This window comes from Chitinophagaceae bacterium (genome assembly GCA_016717285.1).
GTDB lineage: Bacteria > Bacteroidota > Bacteroidia > Chitinophagales > UBA10324 > JACCZZ01.
The window spans coordinates 98516-114826 of the sequence record JADKFU010000004.1 but is presented as its reverse complement, the minus strand read 5'-3'; the positions used below and the strand labels follow the sequence as shown (position 1 = coordinate 114826).

15 protein-coding genes are annotated in these 16311 nt (G+C 41.6%); 6 read left to right on the top strand and 9 right to left on the bottom strand.

Features of this window, described 5'->3' with window-relative positions:
- The first annotated feature begins 131 nt into the window (after nucleotides 1–131).
- A complete protein-coding gene (locus IPO83_05860; protein ID MBK9730796.1) occupies nucleotides 132–1403 on the top strand; it encodes an MFS transporter in 1272 nt (423 codons plus the stop codon).
- 96 nt (nucleotides 1404–1499) lie between these two features.
- Here the strand turns inward: IPO83_05860 and IPO83_05855 are convergent, their stop codons facing one another.
- From IPO83_05855 to IPO83_05835, 5 genes are all read right to left on the bottom strand, one after another.
- Nucleotides 1500–1796 (bottom strand): hypothetical protein, encoded by a 297-nt coding sequence (locus IPO83_05855; GenBank protein MBK9730795.1) that lies wholly within the window; start codon nucleotides 1794–1796, stop codon nucleotides 1500–1502.
- Between the two features lie 34 nt (nucleotides 1797–1830).
- Nucleotides 1831–3045, bottom strand: coding sequence for an OmpA family protein (locus tag IPO83_05850; protein MBK9730794.1), 1215 nt, complete (start codon nucleotides 3043–3045; stop codon nucleotides 1831–1833).
- Between the two features lie 130 nt (nucleotides 3046–3175).
- The gene (locus tag IPO83_05845; protein ID MBK9730793.1) at nucleotides 3176–3925 is read right to left on the bottom strand and encodes a response regulator transcription factor; all 750 of its coding nucleotides are present in this window, start codon (nucleotides 3923–3925) and stop codon (nucleotides 3176–3178) included.
- On the bottom strand, nucleotides 3922–7041 hold the full coding sequence (locus tag IPO83_05840; protein ID MBK9730792.1) for a histidine kinase: 3120 nt from the start codon (nucleotides 7039–7041) through the stop codon (nucleotides 3922–3924). The genes IPO83_05845 and IPO83_05840 overlap by 4 nt, the downstream gene beginning before the upstream one ends.
- 102 nt (nucleotides 7042–7143) lie before the next feature.
- Nucleotides 7144–7668 (bottom strand): DinB family protein, encoded by a 525-nt coding sequence (locus IPO83_05835; protein MBK9730791.1) that lies wholly within the window; start codon nucleotides 7666–7668, stop codon nucleotides 7144–7146.
- A 100-nt stretch (nucleotides 7669–7768) separates the two neighbouring features.
- Between IPO83_05835 and IPO83_05830 the strand changes: the two genes are divergently transcribed.
- Nucleotides 7769–8611: a sulfurtransferase gene (locus IPO83_05830; protein MBK9730790.1), complete on the top strand. Its 843-nt coding sequence runs from the start codon at nucleotides 7769–7771 to the stop codon at nucleotides 8609–8611.
- A gap of 70 nt (nucleotides 8612–8681) precedes the next feature.
- On the opposite strand, the gene IPO83_05825 is transcribed toward IPO83_05830, so the two are convergent.
- From IPO83_05825 to IPO83_05815, 3 genes are all read right to left on the bottom strand, one after another.
- On the bottom strand, nucleotides 8682–9776 hold the full coding sequence (locus tag IPO83_05825) for a molybdopterin-dependent oxidoreductase (GenBank protein MBK9730789.1): 1095 nt from the start codon (nucleotides 9774–9776) through the stop codon (nucleotides 8682–8684).
- Nucleotides 9777–10112: 336 nt separating this feature from the next.
- Nucleotides 10113–10385 carry a DUF5615 family PIN-like protein gene (locus IPO83_05820; GenBank protein MBK9730788.1) on the bottom strand — a complete coding sequence of 91 codons (273 nt, stop codon included), beginning with the start codon at nucleotides 10383–10385 and terminating at the stop codon, nucleotides 10113–10115.
- A gap of 57 nt (nucleotides 10386–10442) precedes the next feature.
- Nucleotides 10443–10673 (bottom strand): DUF433 domain-containing protein, encoded by a 231-nt coding sequence (locus IPO83_05815; protein ID MBK9730787.1) that lies wholly within the window; start codon nucleotides 10671–10673, stop codon nucleotides 10443–10445.
- 271 nt (nucleotides 10674–10944) lie between these two features.
- On the opposite strand from IPO83_05815, the gene trmB reads away from it, so the two are divergent.
- Nucleotides 10945–11592: a tRNA (guanosine(46)-N7)-methyltransferase TrmB gene (trmB, locus tag IPO83_05810; protein ID MBK9730786.1), complete on the top strand. Its 648-nt coding sequence runs from the start codon at nucleotides 10945–10947 to the stop codon at nucleotides 11590–11592.
- A gap of 4 nt (nucleotides 11593–11596) precedes the next feature.
- Nucleotides 11597–11974, top strand: coding sequence for an MGMT family protein (locus IPO83_05805; protein MBK9730785.1), 378 nt, complete (start codon nucleotides 11597–11599; stop codon nucleotides 11972–11974).
- A 51-nt stretch (nucleotides 11975–12025) separates the two neighbouring features.
- Here the strand turns inward: IPO83_05805 and IPO83_05800 are convergent, their stop codons facing one another.
- Nucleotides 12026–12469, bottom strand: a complete 444-nt coding sequence (locus tag IPO83_05800) for a hypothetical protein (GenBank protein ID MBK9730784.1) — start codon at nucleotides 12467–12469, stop codon at nucleotides 12026–12028.
- Between the two features lie 203 nt (nucleotides 12470–12672).
- Here IPO83_05800 and asnB point away from each other — a divergent pair, with 203 nt between their 5' ends.
- Together asnB and IPO83_05790 are read left to right on the top strand one after the other, a co-directional pair.
- The gene (gene asnB, locus IPO83_05795; GenBank protein MBK9730783.1) at nucleotides 12673–14583 is read left to right on the top strand and encodes an asparagine synthase (glutamine-hydrolyzing); all 1911 of its coding nucleotides are present in this window, start codon (nucleotides 12673–12675) and stop codon (nucleotides 14581–14583) included.
- A gap of 423 nt (nucleotides 14584–15006) precedes the next feature.
- Nucleotides 15007–16203, top strand: a complete 1197-nt coding sequence (locus IPO83_05790) for a glycosyltransferase (GenBank protein MBK9730782.1) — start codon at nucleotides 15007–15009, stop codon at nucleotides 16201–16203.
- Nucleotides 16204–16311 lie beyond the last annotated feature (108 nt).

Here is a 16311-nt window from a genome sequence, read left to right as displayed (position 1 = left end):
ATAGGGACAACCATTTTAAATTTTAAACTTTCAAAATTATACACATGAGTGATTCAGTAATTGATAATGCCGCTACAAGCAAAGGAACTGGTTTTGAAAAGCCACGGCTTTCATTTTGGAAAATCTGGAACATGAGTTTTGGATTTTTAGGCATTCAATTCGGATTCGGATTACAGAATGCGAATGTGAGCCGCATCTTTGAAACGCTCGGTGCCAAAGTGGACGAAATCCCGATCCTCTGGATATTTGCTCCTATTGCAGGTTTGTTGGTGCAGCCGATTATAGGTTACATGAGTGATCACACCTGGGGCAGATTGGGCAGGAGAAGATTGTATTTCCTGGTAGGTGCCATTCTTTCTTCCTTCGCTTTGTTTGTTTTTCCTTTTGCCTCAGTGCTTTGGGTAGCGGCAATTTGCCTTTTGATCCTTGATATGTCAATCAACGTTTCCATGGAGCCATTCCGTGCGTTGGTTGGTGACATGCTTCCTTCTTCGCAACGTACAACAGGATTTGCGATGCAGAGTTTTTTCATTGGCATAGGTGCAGTTGTAGCCTCAGCCTTGCCTTATATTCTGACTAATGTGTTTGGTATTTCAAATGAACCGCCGGGACCAGGACAAATTCCACTGTCTGTTACGTATTCGTTTTTTCTTGGTGCTGTTGTTTTTATTTCAGCTGTAAGCTGGACGGTATTTAAAACACAGGAATATCCGCCTGAGGATTTTAAGAAATTTCATCCGGAAATTTCTGAAGCAGAAGAGCCAAAGCTTGGCATGCTTGAAATTTTCACACAGTTATTTTCTATGCCGAAGACCATGAAGCAGTTGGCAGTTGTGCAATTCTTCACCTGGTTCGCTTTATTCAGCATGTGGATTTATACTACGAATGCAGTTACCAAACATGTTTACGGCACAACAGACAGCGCATCAGAACTTTACAACAAGGGTGCTAACTGGGTGGGAGTTTGCTTTGCCGTTTACAATGGTTTTGCAGCAGTGTTCGCTTTTTTTATTCCTTGGTTGGCAAAACAAACAAGTCGCAAAATGGCGCATATGATCAGCCTGGTAGTAGGTGGAATCGGCTTAATTTCCATTTCTCTCATTACAGATCCGATCATGCTTTTATTTTCCATGGTATGTGTAGGACTTGCATGGGCCAGCATTCTTTCAATGCCTTATGCTATACTCGCCGGTGCTTTGCCCCCCAAGAAGATGGGCATGTTCATGGGCATGTTCAATTACTTTATTGTGATTCCGCAAATACTTGCAGCAAGTGTGTTGGGTTTCATCACCACGAAAATTTTTCATGGTGAAGCAATTTATACGCTGGTGTTTGGCGGATGCTCGATGATCTTTGCCGGATTGATGACGATGATTGTGAATGATGTGGATGAGAAGAAGTGAGTAACTGTTGACTTTATCGGTAATCGTGTTGCCATCGTGCCTCTTTGTTGCCATCGTGTGTGTCTTCACACACGAAAACAAAACTCCTTGCCCTCATCAGCTTCTCCCAATCCTGAAATAAGTGTTTTGAATACTCACTTCCTTCTCCGTGCTGATCACCATCCTGGCAGTGTATAAACCCGGCGGCAAGTGCGTAGCATCAAAAGTGATTGTATAAGGTCCAGTGACCAACACTTCATGCAACAACACCCTCACGACTTCTTCTGCGGCATTGTGTATTTTAAGTACCACCTGTGCCGCATCCTGCAATTGAAAATGCAAGGTTGCATCAGCAACCACAGGATCAGGCCAACAGGTAAGCACCGGTGATTTTTGAAAAAGCGGAGCGCTCATAAATATTTGCTGATTGCAGTAAAGCGTACAACATCTATTGCTTAACAAATTCAACTCTTCTGTTATTCGCTTTTCCTTCTGCTGTCGTATTTGGGGAAAGTGGTTTGCCTTCACCCATTCCTTTTGGGGTGAGGCGCGCAGTGTTAATTCCCATTTCAACCAATTGCTGCTTAACTGCATCAGCACGTTCCTGTGAAAGTTTTAGATTAAAGGCTTCTTCTCCATCACTGTCTGTGTGTCCTTCAATTAAAAAATTAAAGTCCGCATTCTCCTTCATCATTTTATAGATCTGGTTGATCTCGCCCATTGATTCCGGTTTGATCACAGCTTCATTGTAATCGAAAACAATATTGTGTGTCACAATCCTACCATTGGTTGTTACCTTAGTCAGCATATTCATGTCACCACCTTGTGCAATGCGGACATTTTTAATAATGATTGGATTTTCCAGATCTCCAATGCCTGTAAATTGCATAGTGGCCGGAACAAATGGAGCTGAAGGCACTACCAGTGGACGATACTGATCAACATACACTTTGATCTGCCTGTTCTTGTAAGCAATGGCCACATGATGCCATTTACTAAAAAAATTAGCATACTGAATCGCAGAAGGCAGGCTTCCCGAAAGACTTTGTCCTTCGACAGGACTATAATCCACCGATCCCGCAGAAACAGAAATATGTCCAACATCATGTTTGTTTTCATCTACAAACATCACCATCGCGGAATAAGCACCTTCTTTTACATACGTATCATATTCAATCGTGAAACTGTTACCGAGATAATCATTTGAACGGATTAGCGGCTGCACCCTGCAATAATTTCCATCCGTAAGAAAAAATGCCGGACCATTGCCCAACCTGTTCACAATGGCTTGTCCATTGATGAGACTCCAATGCGAAGCAAATTCTCCATCCATATCACTTCTGAAATCATCTTCAAAAACAAGTTTGTCCCCCGCCACAAAATCATAGTTCGCATATACTTTAATGCCGGGACCGTCAGTTGCATTTCCATGGTGTTCAACAGTGGATGCTGTTGTTTGATTTCCTGAATTTTCTCCGTTACCGGTTTTTCCCGGGTTGCCGGAAAGATCAGGATTTACAATTTCGTCAGCCGCCTTATCAATTTCATTATTGGCTCTGTGGGACACTTTATCCTTGACCACATTTAATGGGTTATTAATCTGGGCGTGCGATGCAGACAAGGAAAGGATCAGGATGGAGGAGATGAAAAATTTTGCCTTCATAAGTTGTGGTTTTAAATGATTAGGTCACAAACGTACGGGCATTATCTACTCCGGATTAAGGCAATGTTTAAGTGAGCAGAACAAACTGATAAGTGGGAGGAATAATCACACAGGTGGCGCCAACTGCCGGTTAAATTGCATGCAACGCTGCAAGAAACTGATCTTTTCTGCGCTTCGCTACATCAATCTCAACACCGTTGGAAAGCATTACTGTTCCACCATCGCCACGAATATATTTTTTGATTTCTTTCATATTGATGAGAAAGGAATGATGCACTCGGAAAAAATGATGCTCACTTAAAAGCCCTTCAAACTCACCGATACCTTTTGAAACCATGATCTTTTCTTTGTTGCGTAAATGAAAGGTAGTGTATGAACCTGTTGCCTCGCAGTAAAGAATATCTTTTACTTCCTGCACCAATATTCCATCTGAAGTTGACAACGTGATGCGGGCAAAGGGCGATTGGAGATTTCTGAGATTTTGAAAAAAAAGTTCCACACTTTCGCGCTGTCCGGTTGTCCGCATCTTATTTTCCATTCGTTGTACTGCGGCCTTCAACTCTTCCACTTCAATGGGTTTGAGCAGGTAATCGAGTGCACTGAAACGGATTGCTTTCACAGCATATTCGTTATATGCAGTGGTGAAGATCACTTGAAAAGTAACTTCATTGAATGCCTGCAAGACTTCAAAACCATTCATGCCCGGCATCTCAATATCAATAAAGATCAAATCAGGACGCTGTTCCTTAATGAGTGAAGCGGCTGTCAAAGGATCCTGTGTACTTCCTGCTATTTCAACCTGCGGGCAATGTTTCTTCAATAATTGTTGAAGTATGGTAATGCCCTTTTTCTCATCGTCAATGATCAGTGCGCGCATCATGCTGTATCATTTTCGTGGGGAATTGTTATGTCAACCCGCGTTCCGGCAGGATAATGTTCTTCATCATAAAGATCACTAATATTCAATTGAACATCCATTTTAGTTTTGCTGCCAATGAGCCGGATTCGTTCTTCTGTTATCTGCATACCACGGGAAGCATGATCCTTTTGCATAGCGGATTTCAGAACCTCGGCCTGCCTTCTTCCAATGCCATTGTCTTCTACCGTGCAATGCAACATATTTTTATCTTTCAGCAATAGAATTTTTAAGAACCGACTCCCCTGTTTTGTTGCCAATCCATGTTTTAACGCATTCTCCGCAAAGGGCTGAATGAGCATCGAAGGAATTTGCTCCACATCCTGGTCTATTGATTTGTCGATGGTGATGGTGTAGGTAAAATTCTGGAAACGCAGTGATTCAAGATCCAGGTATAATTTCAATGCGTCCATTTCTTTTTTAACAATCACCATTGTTTGTTCTGAATTCTCCAGTATGAGCCGCACCAATCGTGAAAATTTTGAAAGATAATTGTAAGCCGCATCATTCTGGTTCGTTACCACACATTCCTGGATAGAGTTGAGCGCATTGAAAAGAAAATGTGGATTCATCTGCGCACGCAGCGCTTTCATTTCCACTTCGGCAAGTTGCGTGTTGAAAGCGGTTTTTTCAGCTTCCCTTTTCCGGATACGCGAAACCATGAAATAAATTATCAGAACAATCAATGCAATTAATGAAAAGACTGCAGTAAGGCGGAACCACCATGTTTCCCAAAAAGGCGGAGCAATAATGATATTCAGTTTTGCTTCATGGTTACTCCATTGTCCATTGATGGCTGATGCTTTAACATGAAAAATATAATTGCCTGGTCGCATGTTCGAATAAGAAGCCATTCTTCCTGCGCCGGAAACATTCCAGTTCTTGTCGAGTCCTTCCATCCAGTATGAAAAACGCATGCTGTTATTGTGAATGAAATTCGGAGCGGTGAATTGCAGCGTGAGCATATTCTGATTGTAAGAAAGCGTTAGCGGCAGCATAGATTTTAAAAAAAAATCGAGCGGAAATGGTGTATCAAAAATCTTTAAGGACGTGATAACGGGCTCCGGCAGTGATATCGGCATGTTCAAAGCAGAAGGATTAAACGCAATAACCTTGTGCTGACCACCAATATAAAAACGCTCATCATCACCTTTATCAAAACTTCCTGTCAGGTCATCAAATGGCAATCCATCGGATTTGTCGAATAGCAAAATGCTTTGCGTTTCGGGATTGTAACGGATCAATCCCTTTTGCGAAGTGAGCCAGATATTTCCCGCTGCATCATCCAGTATGCTGTAAACATTCAGATCATTTAACTCAGAAGGATTCACAACAGCTTCAAAATTATCTGTCGCAGTATTCCACCTGTAAAATCCTTTGAGTGTACTTACCCATAACCTGTTTTTCCTATCATCGAAAATGCCTGTGATGGTAGCGCCATCTGTCTCGCTTATCAGGAAATTGATAAAACTGTTGGAAGATTCTTCATAGCATGCCAGTCCATAATTAGTTCCGATCCATATCCGGTGCTGATGGTCTTCTGTAATCATCCAGATTTTATTGTCGCAGATGGAAGTTGAATCGCGTTTACTTGACCGGTAATGCGCAAAGGCAGCAGTTCCCAAAATTTTGCGATCAAGCCCATTGTTGTATGTTCCGACCCACAGCCTGTTTTTGCTGTCATTGAATACAACCGTAATCCTGTTATCGCAAATTGAAGTAGTGTCAGGCGGATGGTGCAGGTATTGTTTGAATTTTTTTTGTGGCTCATCATAACTCACCAGTCCGTTAAAAGTTGCCAGCCACAATAGTCCGGCGCTATCGCGACAGACTCCACTCACCTGGTTATTATCCAATGAAATACTTTGAGGAGGCACTCGATCGAAATGCATGATCTCGTCGCCGTGAGCGTCAAGTTTTGTGAGTCCGTGACCGTACCACGTGGTGATCCATAAATCATTTTTTTCAGTCATCACTTTTGTAACATTACCTACCGCATGAATCAATGTAAATGCCTGCGCACCGGGAATTACCTTGCTGATCCCGTTTCCGGTGCCTATCCATAAAATACCATTCGTGTCTTTTAACAGTCCCGTTATATTATTGCTACTGATAGAATGCAGATTCTCCTGATCGTTTTTATGAAATGGAAGTCCGGAAAAAGAAACCGGATAGTTTTTGTTTTTGACAACCATTTCAATCAGTCCTTCCGTAGTTCCAAACCAAAGTGAAAAATTATTTTCATCCTTCTGAGTTTCTCCAATTGCAAGCACGATGTTGGTGGCAGAGGTATAAGCACTCGTAAAATTGAAAACATATTGGGTAAACTTTTCAGCATTCGGTTCAAATCGCCATGCGCCATCCGCCCAGGTTCCTGCCCACAGATTTCCGAGCGCATCCTTGTAAAGCGACTTCACAAGGAATGAATGACTCAGCAAAGGCTTGAAATATTGCTGTTGTCCGGTTTTAGAATTGAATAAAATCAACCCGTCATTCGTGCCGATCCAAAAATTGTCGCTGTCATCTTCACAGAAAGCGGTCACCGAAATACTTTTGCCGGACGGCGAACGCAATGCGATGTGATGGAATCCAGTGATGCCGTCATCATATTTATCAAGACCACTTGCACTCCCACACCAGATGGTTCTATTGCGATCAGTAAAAACATAATTGATGTAATCCTGGTGGAGTGAATTGCTGTCAGCTTCTCTGTGCTGATAGTTTGTAAATTTTTCACGAAAAGGATTCAGACTGCTTACTCCTTCTGTAGTGCCAATCCAGATATTGCCATTCGCGTCTTCTTCCAGTGATCGAACGTCGTTACCGATCAGTGAAAGCGAATCACCGCGGCGGTGACGATAAACAGTAAATACATTTCCATCGTAGCGGTTCAATCCATTCGAAGTGCCGATCCAGATAAATCCTTTCGAATCCTCAAGCAGACAGTTGACATTACCAAATGACAATCCATTGTCAATACCAATTCTGTTGAAGTAAAGTGATGGTGATGACGTAGAATTTTGAGCGAAAACAGAAAAGCAATGAAACAGCAATAAAACAATGGAAAGGGTATTTTTCATTTATAGGAATGACCTTACTAAGGAAAGCATTTTTCCTGAAGCTGTTTAAAAGTTAGAAGTGTAAAACATTTTATCCCAAGCACCTAAATTACTCTTACCCTGCTATCCTGCAAGATCTCTCTTCACAATCTGCAGGTGGTGTTGCGCATGATAAATCGTAAAATACATCATCTCACGCATGGTAATTTTCCCGAGCAAAGGATGTGGAAGAATATAAGTATCAAGTGCTGTTTCCGAATAACCATTTAATCGTCTGCAAATAGTAATCACTGATTTTTGAAGTGCATCAGCGTTCTTTTTTCTTTTATTGAACGGAATGTTTACCGGCAGATATCTTCCATGTGCTTTCCCGCCGGCTGCAAGTTTTTGTTGGTACTTCGCAACAAGCCCTTCATAATCTTTCGATGGACGATTGGCCTTTCCATACAATAAGGCAAACACTTGTTTCGGCAGTAACATGGCCAAACGCAATGTTGAAACAGCACGTGCCAGGTGATCAAGTGTCTGGCCTGCATTCCATTTTCCTTCCTTTGAAAAATTAAATGCGGTCTCATTCAACGATACAATCTGATCAACGAATGATTGATGATTGACTTTGAGTTGCCGGATAATGACTTCTTTATTCATGAAGGAGATCAGGTTTAAAAGTTGGAACAGCAAGTTCGGTTTTTCCTTTTTCATACCTGAAAAAATATAACTTTAGAAAATGGAAACTGCCACAAATAAAATGCTTCCGCTCATCAGCGCTGCAGCATTACTGAGTAAAATAAATGCACCTGAACTTGTGATAGTGGATGCACAAAGCGGTAAAGATGCATTTGAACGGTATGCTGCTCAACACATCAAAGGTGCATTGCATGTTGACCTCGATAACGACCTTGCTCAAAAACCTTTGAATGCTGCGAATGGTGGCCGCCATCCATTGCCTGCACTTCAGCAATTCGCAAAATTATTGGGAACACTTGGTATAACTCCTGCATCATATGTAGTTGTTTATGACGATAAAAGCGGCTCCAATGCTGCTGCAAGATTCTGGTGGATGCTGAGAGCAGTCGGACATACTACTATTCAGGTGCTTGATGGAGGATTGAAAGCGGCCATCGAAGCTGGCGTTCCAATTACAAATGAAATAACAGAAACTGTTACTGTTGCAGATTATCCTGTTAATGATTGGCAACTGCCCACTGTTGATCTTGATGAAGTAACCAATGCAACGCATGATGCAGGGTTTCTGATCATTGATGTGCGCGAAGCATACAGGTATCTTGGTGAAAGTGAACCGATAGATTTGATTGCGGGTCACATTCCAAATGCAGTAAATGTTCCCTACCTGGAAAATCTTTCACCGGATGGAAAATTTCTTCCGGCAGAAAAACTGCAAGCGATTTATAAATCTGTTATCGGTGACCATGATCCAAATAAAGTAATTGTTCATTGTGGCTCCGGTGTAACTGGTTGTCATACATTGTTGGCGCTTGAACAGGCCGGAATATCTGGTGCGAATCTGTATGTCGGTTCGTGGAGTGAATGGTCGCGTAATGATTTACCTGTTGCAAATGAAAAGGATTGAACCGTGAATAAATTTGTGAAGTTTCACGTTTGTAAACTTTACCATTTTGTCGGGATAATAGTTACAATGATCAGGCTCCCTTTATTTCCAGTTTTATTCTGTGCCAGGCATTATTCATGTATCCTTTGAAATTCCATACATGCTTCGCATCTTCAGGTTGAGAATTGCAGGATGAATCAATGGCACGTGCAATAATTTCATGCTGACCTGTTGGCAACTGCACCGGAACTTCCCAGAAAGTCCAGGCCCACGGATGATCACCATGTGTAATACTGGCCATCATCCATGTTTGTCCGCCATTTACGGAAACATCTACGCGTGAAATTTTTCTTCCGCCACCACTCATGGCATATCCTTTCAATAGCAATGAATTCCCGTTTACCGCTTCACCATTTTGCGGCGAAGTAATTACACAGTTAACGCTCAACTCACTCAATTGCAGTCCTGCATTCCAGTCAACATTTTCTCCATTGATATGTGCGGGAAAAAGCTGATACGCATGCGATTGAAAATAATTGGAGGAAGGCTTTTCCTGCAATGTGATTCGTGATAACCATTTAACGCTGCGTGCGCCAATGTAACCCGGCACAATCGTGCGTAAAGGAAATCCGTGTGTTGGTTCGAGTGGTTTGCCATTCATTTCATACGCCAGCAAAACATCTGCACTGATTGCTTTTTCAATAGGAATAGATCCGCCAAAGCCCACATTTTCATCTTTTCGGAATACATCATCTGCACCTATAAATTCAACATACGCAGCTCCGTCTTTTATTCCGGCTGCTTTCAGCACATCGCTCAAACGCGCTCCGCTCCACACTTCATTTCCAATGGCTCCTGATTGCCAGGGCACTTCGCCGGGAATGGGCGCCACTTCAATCAACTGATCGCGCCGGTTGCCGGCACATTGCAGCGTTGCCATGACAGTATGTTTGGAAAAATCATTCTTTAACATTTCGAACGATAATACAAGCTCCTGTTCCACCATTCCATTCACCTGCAATCGAAAAGTATTTGGATCAATTTCAGGAATCTCACCATGATTACGTATATAGAATAATGTTGAAGGAGTGATATAATGTTCGCGCAATATTGCTGCCGGCGGTTCGGCATTTACAGGCGATGTAGTGTGCACCAGAAAATCAGGATGCTTGTCAATTTTGTTCATGCCCAAAGATAAAAGTCTTTGTTAAACTGCAAGGAAACGGAATAACTGTTGATACTAAATCTAATGAATCTGCCAGTTGACGCATAATGGATGAGTGCGCTTAACAAATTTTCAATGAAGGATCCTGTGCATTTGATGATAGTCGTGCGCCAATCTCGAGTATATGCAAGTAACAAAATTACCCTGCGACCTTTCAAGTGCAGTTTCATTAAGTTAAGGTTTGGGCAAGTCATCCAATGACTATTTTGCCTGAGGTTAGTGTCCTCACCAACCTTCTTTCCATTCTTCAGAAAGCTGAGCGAGTGGGTGGTAAGAACACCAACAAGAGGCTAAATTTCATATTTCCCTACTTCTGATTTTACTGATGGTCACGGTTATGAACTTACCATATAGTTCCGCCGGAGTTCTTTTTAAAAGCTCAATAACGCGCTCCGTAATTGTATCAACCATCTTGAAATGATATCGTAAAAAAATGACGCCTGCACTTTGCATGTGATGTGCAAATATCCATTCTCCGAAATCCTTGTCTTCAGTAAGAATAATAAGCTGTGAAGATTGTGCTAATTCAATAAGCTTGTCATCTGCTTCACCTGATACTTTTAACTTCAAACGGAATTGCCCTAAGTGCATCAATCATTTTGGCAGGAATATTTTCATCCGCAAGAATCATGGTGCGATTGCTATCATCTCTTCACCAGCAATTACTTCGGCTGCATATTGCAAAGTGGCATATATATCTTCTTCAAGCAAATGTGGATACATTTCCAATATTTCTTTTACGGCAGCTCCTTCGGATAATTTTTTTAAAATGATTTCCACAGTAATTCTTGTGCCCTTTATCACAGGTTTTCCCAGCATGATTTTGGGATCTGAAATAATACGGTCTCGATAATTCATGGTTGCCTTCTTTCTATCAAAGTTAAATGATTCGGGTTTATCAGGTATTTTTATTTCGGAAGGCGTAAAAGAAGGGAGATTAAAAATCGCGATAATCTGTAAACCATCAATTAAAAATCGGACTCGAAGGCAATTGCCTGAAGTTGGTGTCCTCACGAACCTTCTTTCCATTCTTCAGAAAGCTCCTTATTGGCACCTCCTGCGCAAAATTTCTTCGAACCGTTATCTTTGCCGCTTTCAAATTATTTACAGCGCTTAGCTTGCTCTATCAATGGCAAAGAAAAAACGTATCCGTTTAAAAGAACTTGAAACCTTTCCCAATGTCTTCCAGCTTCGCATGGAGCTGAAAGGCAAATGGCACGAATCTGTATTCGAAAACCTTTCACCTATCACATTGGAACTTGCCTGTGGAAAAGGAGAATACACAATTGCGCTTGCACAAAAATTTCCGGAGAAAAATTTTATCGGCATTGACATAAAAGGAGCGCGAATCTGGAGAGGTGCAAAAACTGCCCTTGAAGAAAATATTCGCAGCGTGGCTTTTCTGCGCACCTATATTGATCACATCACAGAATATTTTGTTCCGGGTGAGGTGGCTGAAATATGGATCACGTTTCCTGATCCTTACCATGAAAACAGCAAGGCAACCAAACGACTCACTTCCGAAGTATTTCTGAAACGCTATCGGCAAATCCTGCAGCCCGGCGGCATGCTGCATCTGAAAACGGATGATCAATTATTGTATGAGTTTAGTCTGCTCTCCCTTCGTAAACACAATTGCAACATTTTATTTCAGACGGAAGATTTGTATGCTTCCGGTTTGCCCGATGAAATACTTTCCGTAAAAACATTTTACGAAAAGCAACACCTCGCAAATGGCAAAACGATTAAGTACATTCGGTTTTCATTCAATACATGATCCAATGAAGAAGGAATCATTTTTTGATAAAGTGTTTGTTGTTGCCAGAAAAATTCCGCGGGGAAGGGTGACGAGTTATGGCGCTATTGCAGATTATCTTGGAACCGGACTTTCAGCACGCATGGTCGGCTGGGCCATGAATAGTTGCAGCACCACTTCTCCGCCTGTTCCTGCACACAGAGTGGTGAACAGAAATGGTTTGCTCACAGGCAAACATCATTTTGCATCGCCTACTTTGATGGAAGAATTGCTGGAGGCAGAAGGCATTGAGGTTATGGATGATAAGATTAAACACTTCCAAAAATTATTCTGGGATCCTTCTATAGCATTGAAGAAGAAAAGTCCTGTAAGAAAACGCGAGTCAAAGCGAACTTTAAAATAAAAAAGGATACCGCGTTTTGCAATATCCTTTTTCAATCATTTAAAAAAACCATTACCGGTGGTGCGCATGTTGCGGTGCCCGCATATGTTCCGAATGCGGATGAGCCTGCATTTGCATTTCACGGTGTCTCGCATGCTCCATGCGCTTTTCATGCATTTCGCTTTTTACCTGATGGTGTTCGGCACGACGGGACCGCTGTTGCATCCGCGCTTCTTTTTTTGCTACGTTTTGAGCATGCACACGTTCATGAAGCTCATGACGGTATGCTTTGCCGCTTAGTCCTTCCGCACGTAGCTGCCGGCGATGCTGCAATCTGCTTTTCGATATAACAGTTCCGTTAGGTGCCCGTTGAATATGTGAAGTGTTTGACATATCGGAAACTACTGCAGTAGAAGCAGGTTCCACTTTCACATCCGTTGTATGATTCAATTGTGCGAATGACTGTGATGCAAACAGCACAAGACCGACCGTAATTAACCTGATTTCCTTTTGCATTCTTTAAAGATTTAAATGTTTTGTTTCCAAAAATAATGCCATCCGCTGAAATGACAATCACTTTGCCAGGATTATGACTCTAAATTATTCCTGATTTTTACCTGCAAAGATCATCCAGGAAGCTTCTTATAATTTTGAAATTAATAGGATCATGAAAACTATCTTGCATGTTCCTTCTTTCATAGCTTAATGAATCACTGAATATGTGCGGGATTATCGGATTGATTGCAAAAAATAGTATAGGAAATCAGTGGATGCAATATATGTCCGCTGCCGCCAGCACGTTGCATCACCGTGGTCCCGACGCGCAGCATTTTTTTTCCAATGAAACCGTTTCCTTCGGTCATTGCCGGCTTTCCATTATTGATCTCTCCGAAACAGCAGACCAGCCGATGACGGATGATTCCGGAAGGTTCACCATCATTTATAACGGTGAAATATTTAACTACCGCGAATTAAGGGCCCAACTGGAATCAAAAGGAGAAAAATTCCATACACAATCCGATACTGAAGTGCTGTTGCGATTGTATATGGTGCAAGGCAAAGAAATGCTTTCGGTGCTGAATGGTTTTTTTGCATTTGCGATTTATGATAACAAAGAGAAAACCTGTTTTGTGGTTCGCGATCGTTTCGGGGTAAAACCATTACTTTATTATGAAGATGAAAATTGCCTGTTGTTTGCATCGGAAATAAAAGCATTGCTGCAATTCCCGTTGAAAAAAGCAATAGACAAGGTTTCCATGCAGGAATATTTGCAGTTGAATTATATACCAGCGCCCGATACTATTTTTTCTTCCATCAAAAAATTATTGCCCGGCCATTACTTATGGAAAAAGGGAGATCAAACTATTCAGCAGTCTTATTATTCAATTCCTGTGTATCAGCCACACACTGTTTCGAAACCGGATTATGAAAAAAAGCAAACGGAGTTATTTCAATTGCTCGAAGAGGCAGTCCACATCCGATTGATCAGTGATGTGCCGTTAGGTGCTTTTCTTTCGGGAGGTCTTGACTCATCGATCATTTGTGGACTGGCTGCCAAACATACCAGTCGTTTGAAAACATTTTCCATCGGTTATAAAGAAGATGGATTTTTTGATGAAACGAATTATGCGAATGCAGTTGCAAAACATTTCAATACCGATCACACTGTATTTACTGTTTCCCGTAATCAGATGTATGAATCATTATTTGAAGTGCTGGATTATTTTGACGAACCCTTTGCTGATTCATCTGCCTTGCCTGTTTACCTGCTCAGCAAACTGACGCGTAAGCAGGTGAAAGTTGCACTTTCAGGCGATGGCGCCGATGAATTATTCGGAGGTTATATAAAACACACGGCAGAATATCGTGCCCGAAATACAAGACTTGCAGAATTAGCAGTTGCTGCTTCACGACCACTTTTAAAATTATTTACTGCATCAAGAAACAATGCATTCTTGAACCGGATGCGTCAATTGCAACGCTTCGCAGAAGGCATGAAACTGAATGAGCAGGAGCGATATTGGCGGTGGTGTTCAATCGCAAATGCTGAAGAAGCACAATCTCTTCCGATAGAAAATTTTGAGGAACGGGAATTTATCAAACGGAAAAAGGAAATGACCCGTTACATCCAAGCAAAAGGTGACTTGAATGAAGTGCTGATGAATGATATTCAACTGGTGCTTCCTAACGATATGCTCTATAAAGTCGATAGCATGTCGATGGCAAACGGATTGGAAGTGCGCACTCCGTTTTTAGATTACCGTGTAGTGGAATTCGCCTGTTCACTTCCGGCAGCTTATAAAGTAAATGCGCGCTACAGAAAGATGATCGTGCATGATGCTTTCAGAAAATTTTTGCCTGCTGAATTGTATCACCGTCCCAAACGCGGATTTGAAATTCCGCTGCATGGATTTTTAACGACAGAATTGCGATCGTTGATAGAAAATGAATATCTCTCAAAGGATTTCATTCAATCGCAACAGATTTTTAATTACGAAGGCGTTCAGCAACTAAAGCAACAATTATTCTCTTCCAATCCCGGCGACAGTGCAGCACGTGTCTGGGGATTGATTGTATTTCAGCATTGGTGGAAGAAGTGGATGATGGTTCGCGACATTTCTGTTTTATAGTTTTTTCGCAAAGACTCGAAAAGGAGGAACCTTTATTTACTTTGCGGACTTTGCCGGTTTGCGAAAGACTGTTTTTTTAAATAATCCCGGCAGCGAACTTAGAAGTTCCTTTGATTAATCAATATAATTGTTACATCGCTTACCCTTCGGCTGCGCTCAGGGTGCGCTTCTGGCAAAGCCGAACCAAAGAGCATTGTAAAAAAATTAGTTGATTTCAAAACAGACCTTAGTCCTTTAACAAAAGGAAACCTTTGCGATCTGCATTTTTAATTCGAACGTAAAAAAAAATAAATAGGCATTTTGAATAATTTGACATTCACTCGTCGATGTTCTGATTAATCATCCTTCGTGAAAAGAAAATTATTTTTGTCCATATTAAACTCCATTTCCCCAAACTCCTGATTACTCCATTCCATTTCCCAAATGCCTAAAATCCTCCGCATCATCAACCGTTTAAATCTTGGAGGTCCAACTTTTAATGCTGCCTATCTTTCTAAATTTCTTGCACCTGAATTTGAAACAATGCTGGTCGCAGGAATGATTGATGATACAGAAGAGAGTTCTGCATTTATCACGAATGAAATGGGATTGAAACCTGTTTATATTCCTGAAATGTACCGGGAAATTCATCCGATGAAAGACAGGCGGGCTTATCTGCAACTTAAACAAATCATGCGTGATTTCAGACCTGATATTGTTCATACGCATGCTGCGAAAGCAGGCACACTCGGCAGACTGGCAGCAGCAGCAACGCATGTTCCGGTGATCGTGCATACTTTTCATGGTCACGTATTTCATTCTTATTTTCCCCAATGGAAAACTAATCTCTTCATCAGGATCGAAAGATACCTTGCTGCAAAAAGCACACGTATCATTTCCATCAGCAACAAACAAAAAGAGGAATTGGCCGGCGTCTATAAAATATGCGCTCCGGAAAAAATTGAAGTGATTCCGTTAGGTTTCAACCTTGAAAAATTTACGGCAGACATTCCTGCCAAGCGGAAAAAATTCAGGAACCATTACCTGGTGGATCATGAGGAAGTGGTGATCGTAATTGTCGGTCGTTTGGTGCCTGTCAAGAACCATACTTTATTCCTAAAAGGTTTGCAAGCTGTTCAAAGTAAAACATCAAAGAAAGTACGCGCATTTATCGTAGGTGATGGTGAAGAACGAAAGAACATAGAAAATCAGGCTGCGTCACTTCAGCTTGATTTTACCGATTTTTCTTCGCAACCAAAACCAGCTTTACTCACTTTCACCTCATGGATTAAGGAAGTGGATGAAGTTTATGCCGGAGCTGATATTGTAACACTCACTTCACGCAATGAAGGCACGCCGGTAAGCCTGATCGAAGCACAGGCAGCAGGTAAACCTATCGTGACAACTGACGTTGGAGGAATTACTGATATCGTCGTACCCGGAAAAAATGCTTTTGTAGTTGCAGCAAATGATGAGCAGGCATTTGCTGAAAAGCTATTGCAATTGGTGGAAGATGACCAGTTGCGTAACAACATGTCAGCATTTAATACAGCGTCAATTACTTCACGATTTGACTACAGGCGACTTGTTTCTGAAACAGCCGTACTTTATCGCCGGATATTGGAGGAAGCTAGCAAGTGATGTGTCCTATTCAAGTGTACTGTTAAAAGCCAGTAACAGTCATTCGGCGGTTTCCTACACATTCAAAACAGTTGGCTTTAATTTTTGAGACTCCCTCGATTTTTGTCA

Bases quoted from the DNA above. Each gene is read 5' to 3' on its own strand.
- IPO83_05830 (MBK9730790.1), top strand. From the start codon at position 7,769: ATGCTTCCGCTCATCAGCGCTGCAGCATTACTGAGTAAAATAAATGCA.
- asnB (MBK9730783.1), top strand. From the start codon at position 12,673: ATGTGCGGGATTATCGGATTGATTGCAAAAAATAGTATAGGAAATCAG.
- IPO83_05860 (MBK9730796.1), top strand. From the start codon at position 132: ATGAGTTTTGGATTTTTAGGCATTCAATTCGGATTCGGATTACAGAAT.
- IPO83_05835 (MBK9730791.1), bottom strand. From the start codon at position 7,668: ATGAATAAAGAAGTCATTATCCGGCAACTCAAAGTCAATCATCAATCA.
- IPO83_05845 (MBK9730793.1), bottom strand. From the start codon at position 3,925: ATGATGCGCGCACTGATCATTGACGATGAGAAAAAGGGCATTACCATA.
- IPO83_05800 (MBK9730784.1), bottom strand. From the start codon at position 12,469: ATGCAAAAGGAAATCAGGTTAATTACGGTCGGTCTTGTGCTGTTTGCA.
- trmB (MBK9730786.1), top strand. From the start codon at position 10,945: ATGGCAAAGAAAAAACGTATCCGTTTAAAAGAACTTGAAACCTTTCCC.
- IPO83_05850 (MBK9730794.1), bottom strand. From the start codon at position 3,045: ATGAAGGCAAAATTTTTCATCTCCTCCATCCTGATCCTTTCCTTGTCT.
- IPO83_05825 (MBK9730789.1), bottom strand. From the start codon at position 9,776: ATGAACAAAATTGACAAGCATCCTGATTTTCTGGTGCACACTACATCG.
- IPO83_05805 (MBK9730785.1), top strand. From the start codon at position 11,597: ATGAAGAAGGAATCATTTTTTGATAAAGTGTTTGTTGTTGCCAGAAAA.
- IPO83_05855 (MBK9730795.1), bottom strand. From the start codon at position 1,796: ATGAGCGCTCCGCTTTTTCAAAAATCACCGGTGCTTACCTGTTGGCCT.
- IPO83_05815 (MBK9730787.1), bottom strand. From the start codon at position 10,673: ATGAATTATCGAGACCGTATTATTTCAGATCCCAAAATCATGCTGGGA.
- IPO83_05840 (MBK9730792.1), bottom strand. From the start codon at position 7,041: ATGAAAAATACCCTTTCCATTGTTTTATTGCTGTTTCATTGCTTTTCT.
- IPO83_05790 (MBK9730782.1), top strand. From the start codon at position 15,007: ATGCCTAAAATCCTCCGCATCATCAACCGTTTAAATCTTGGAGGTCCA.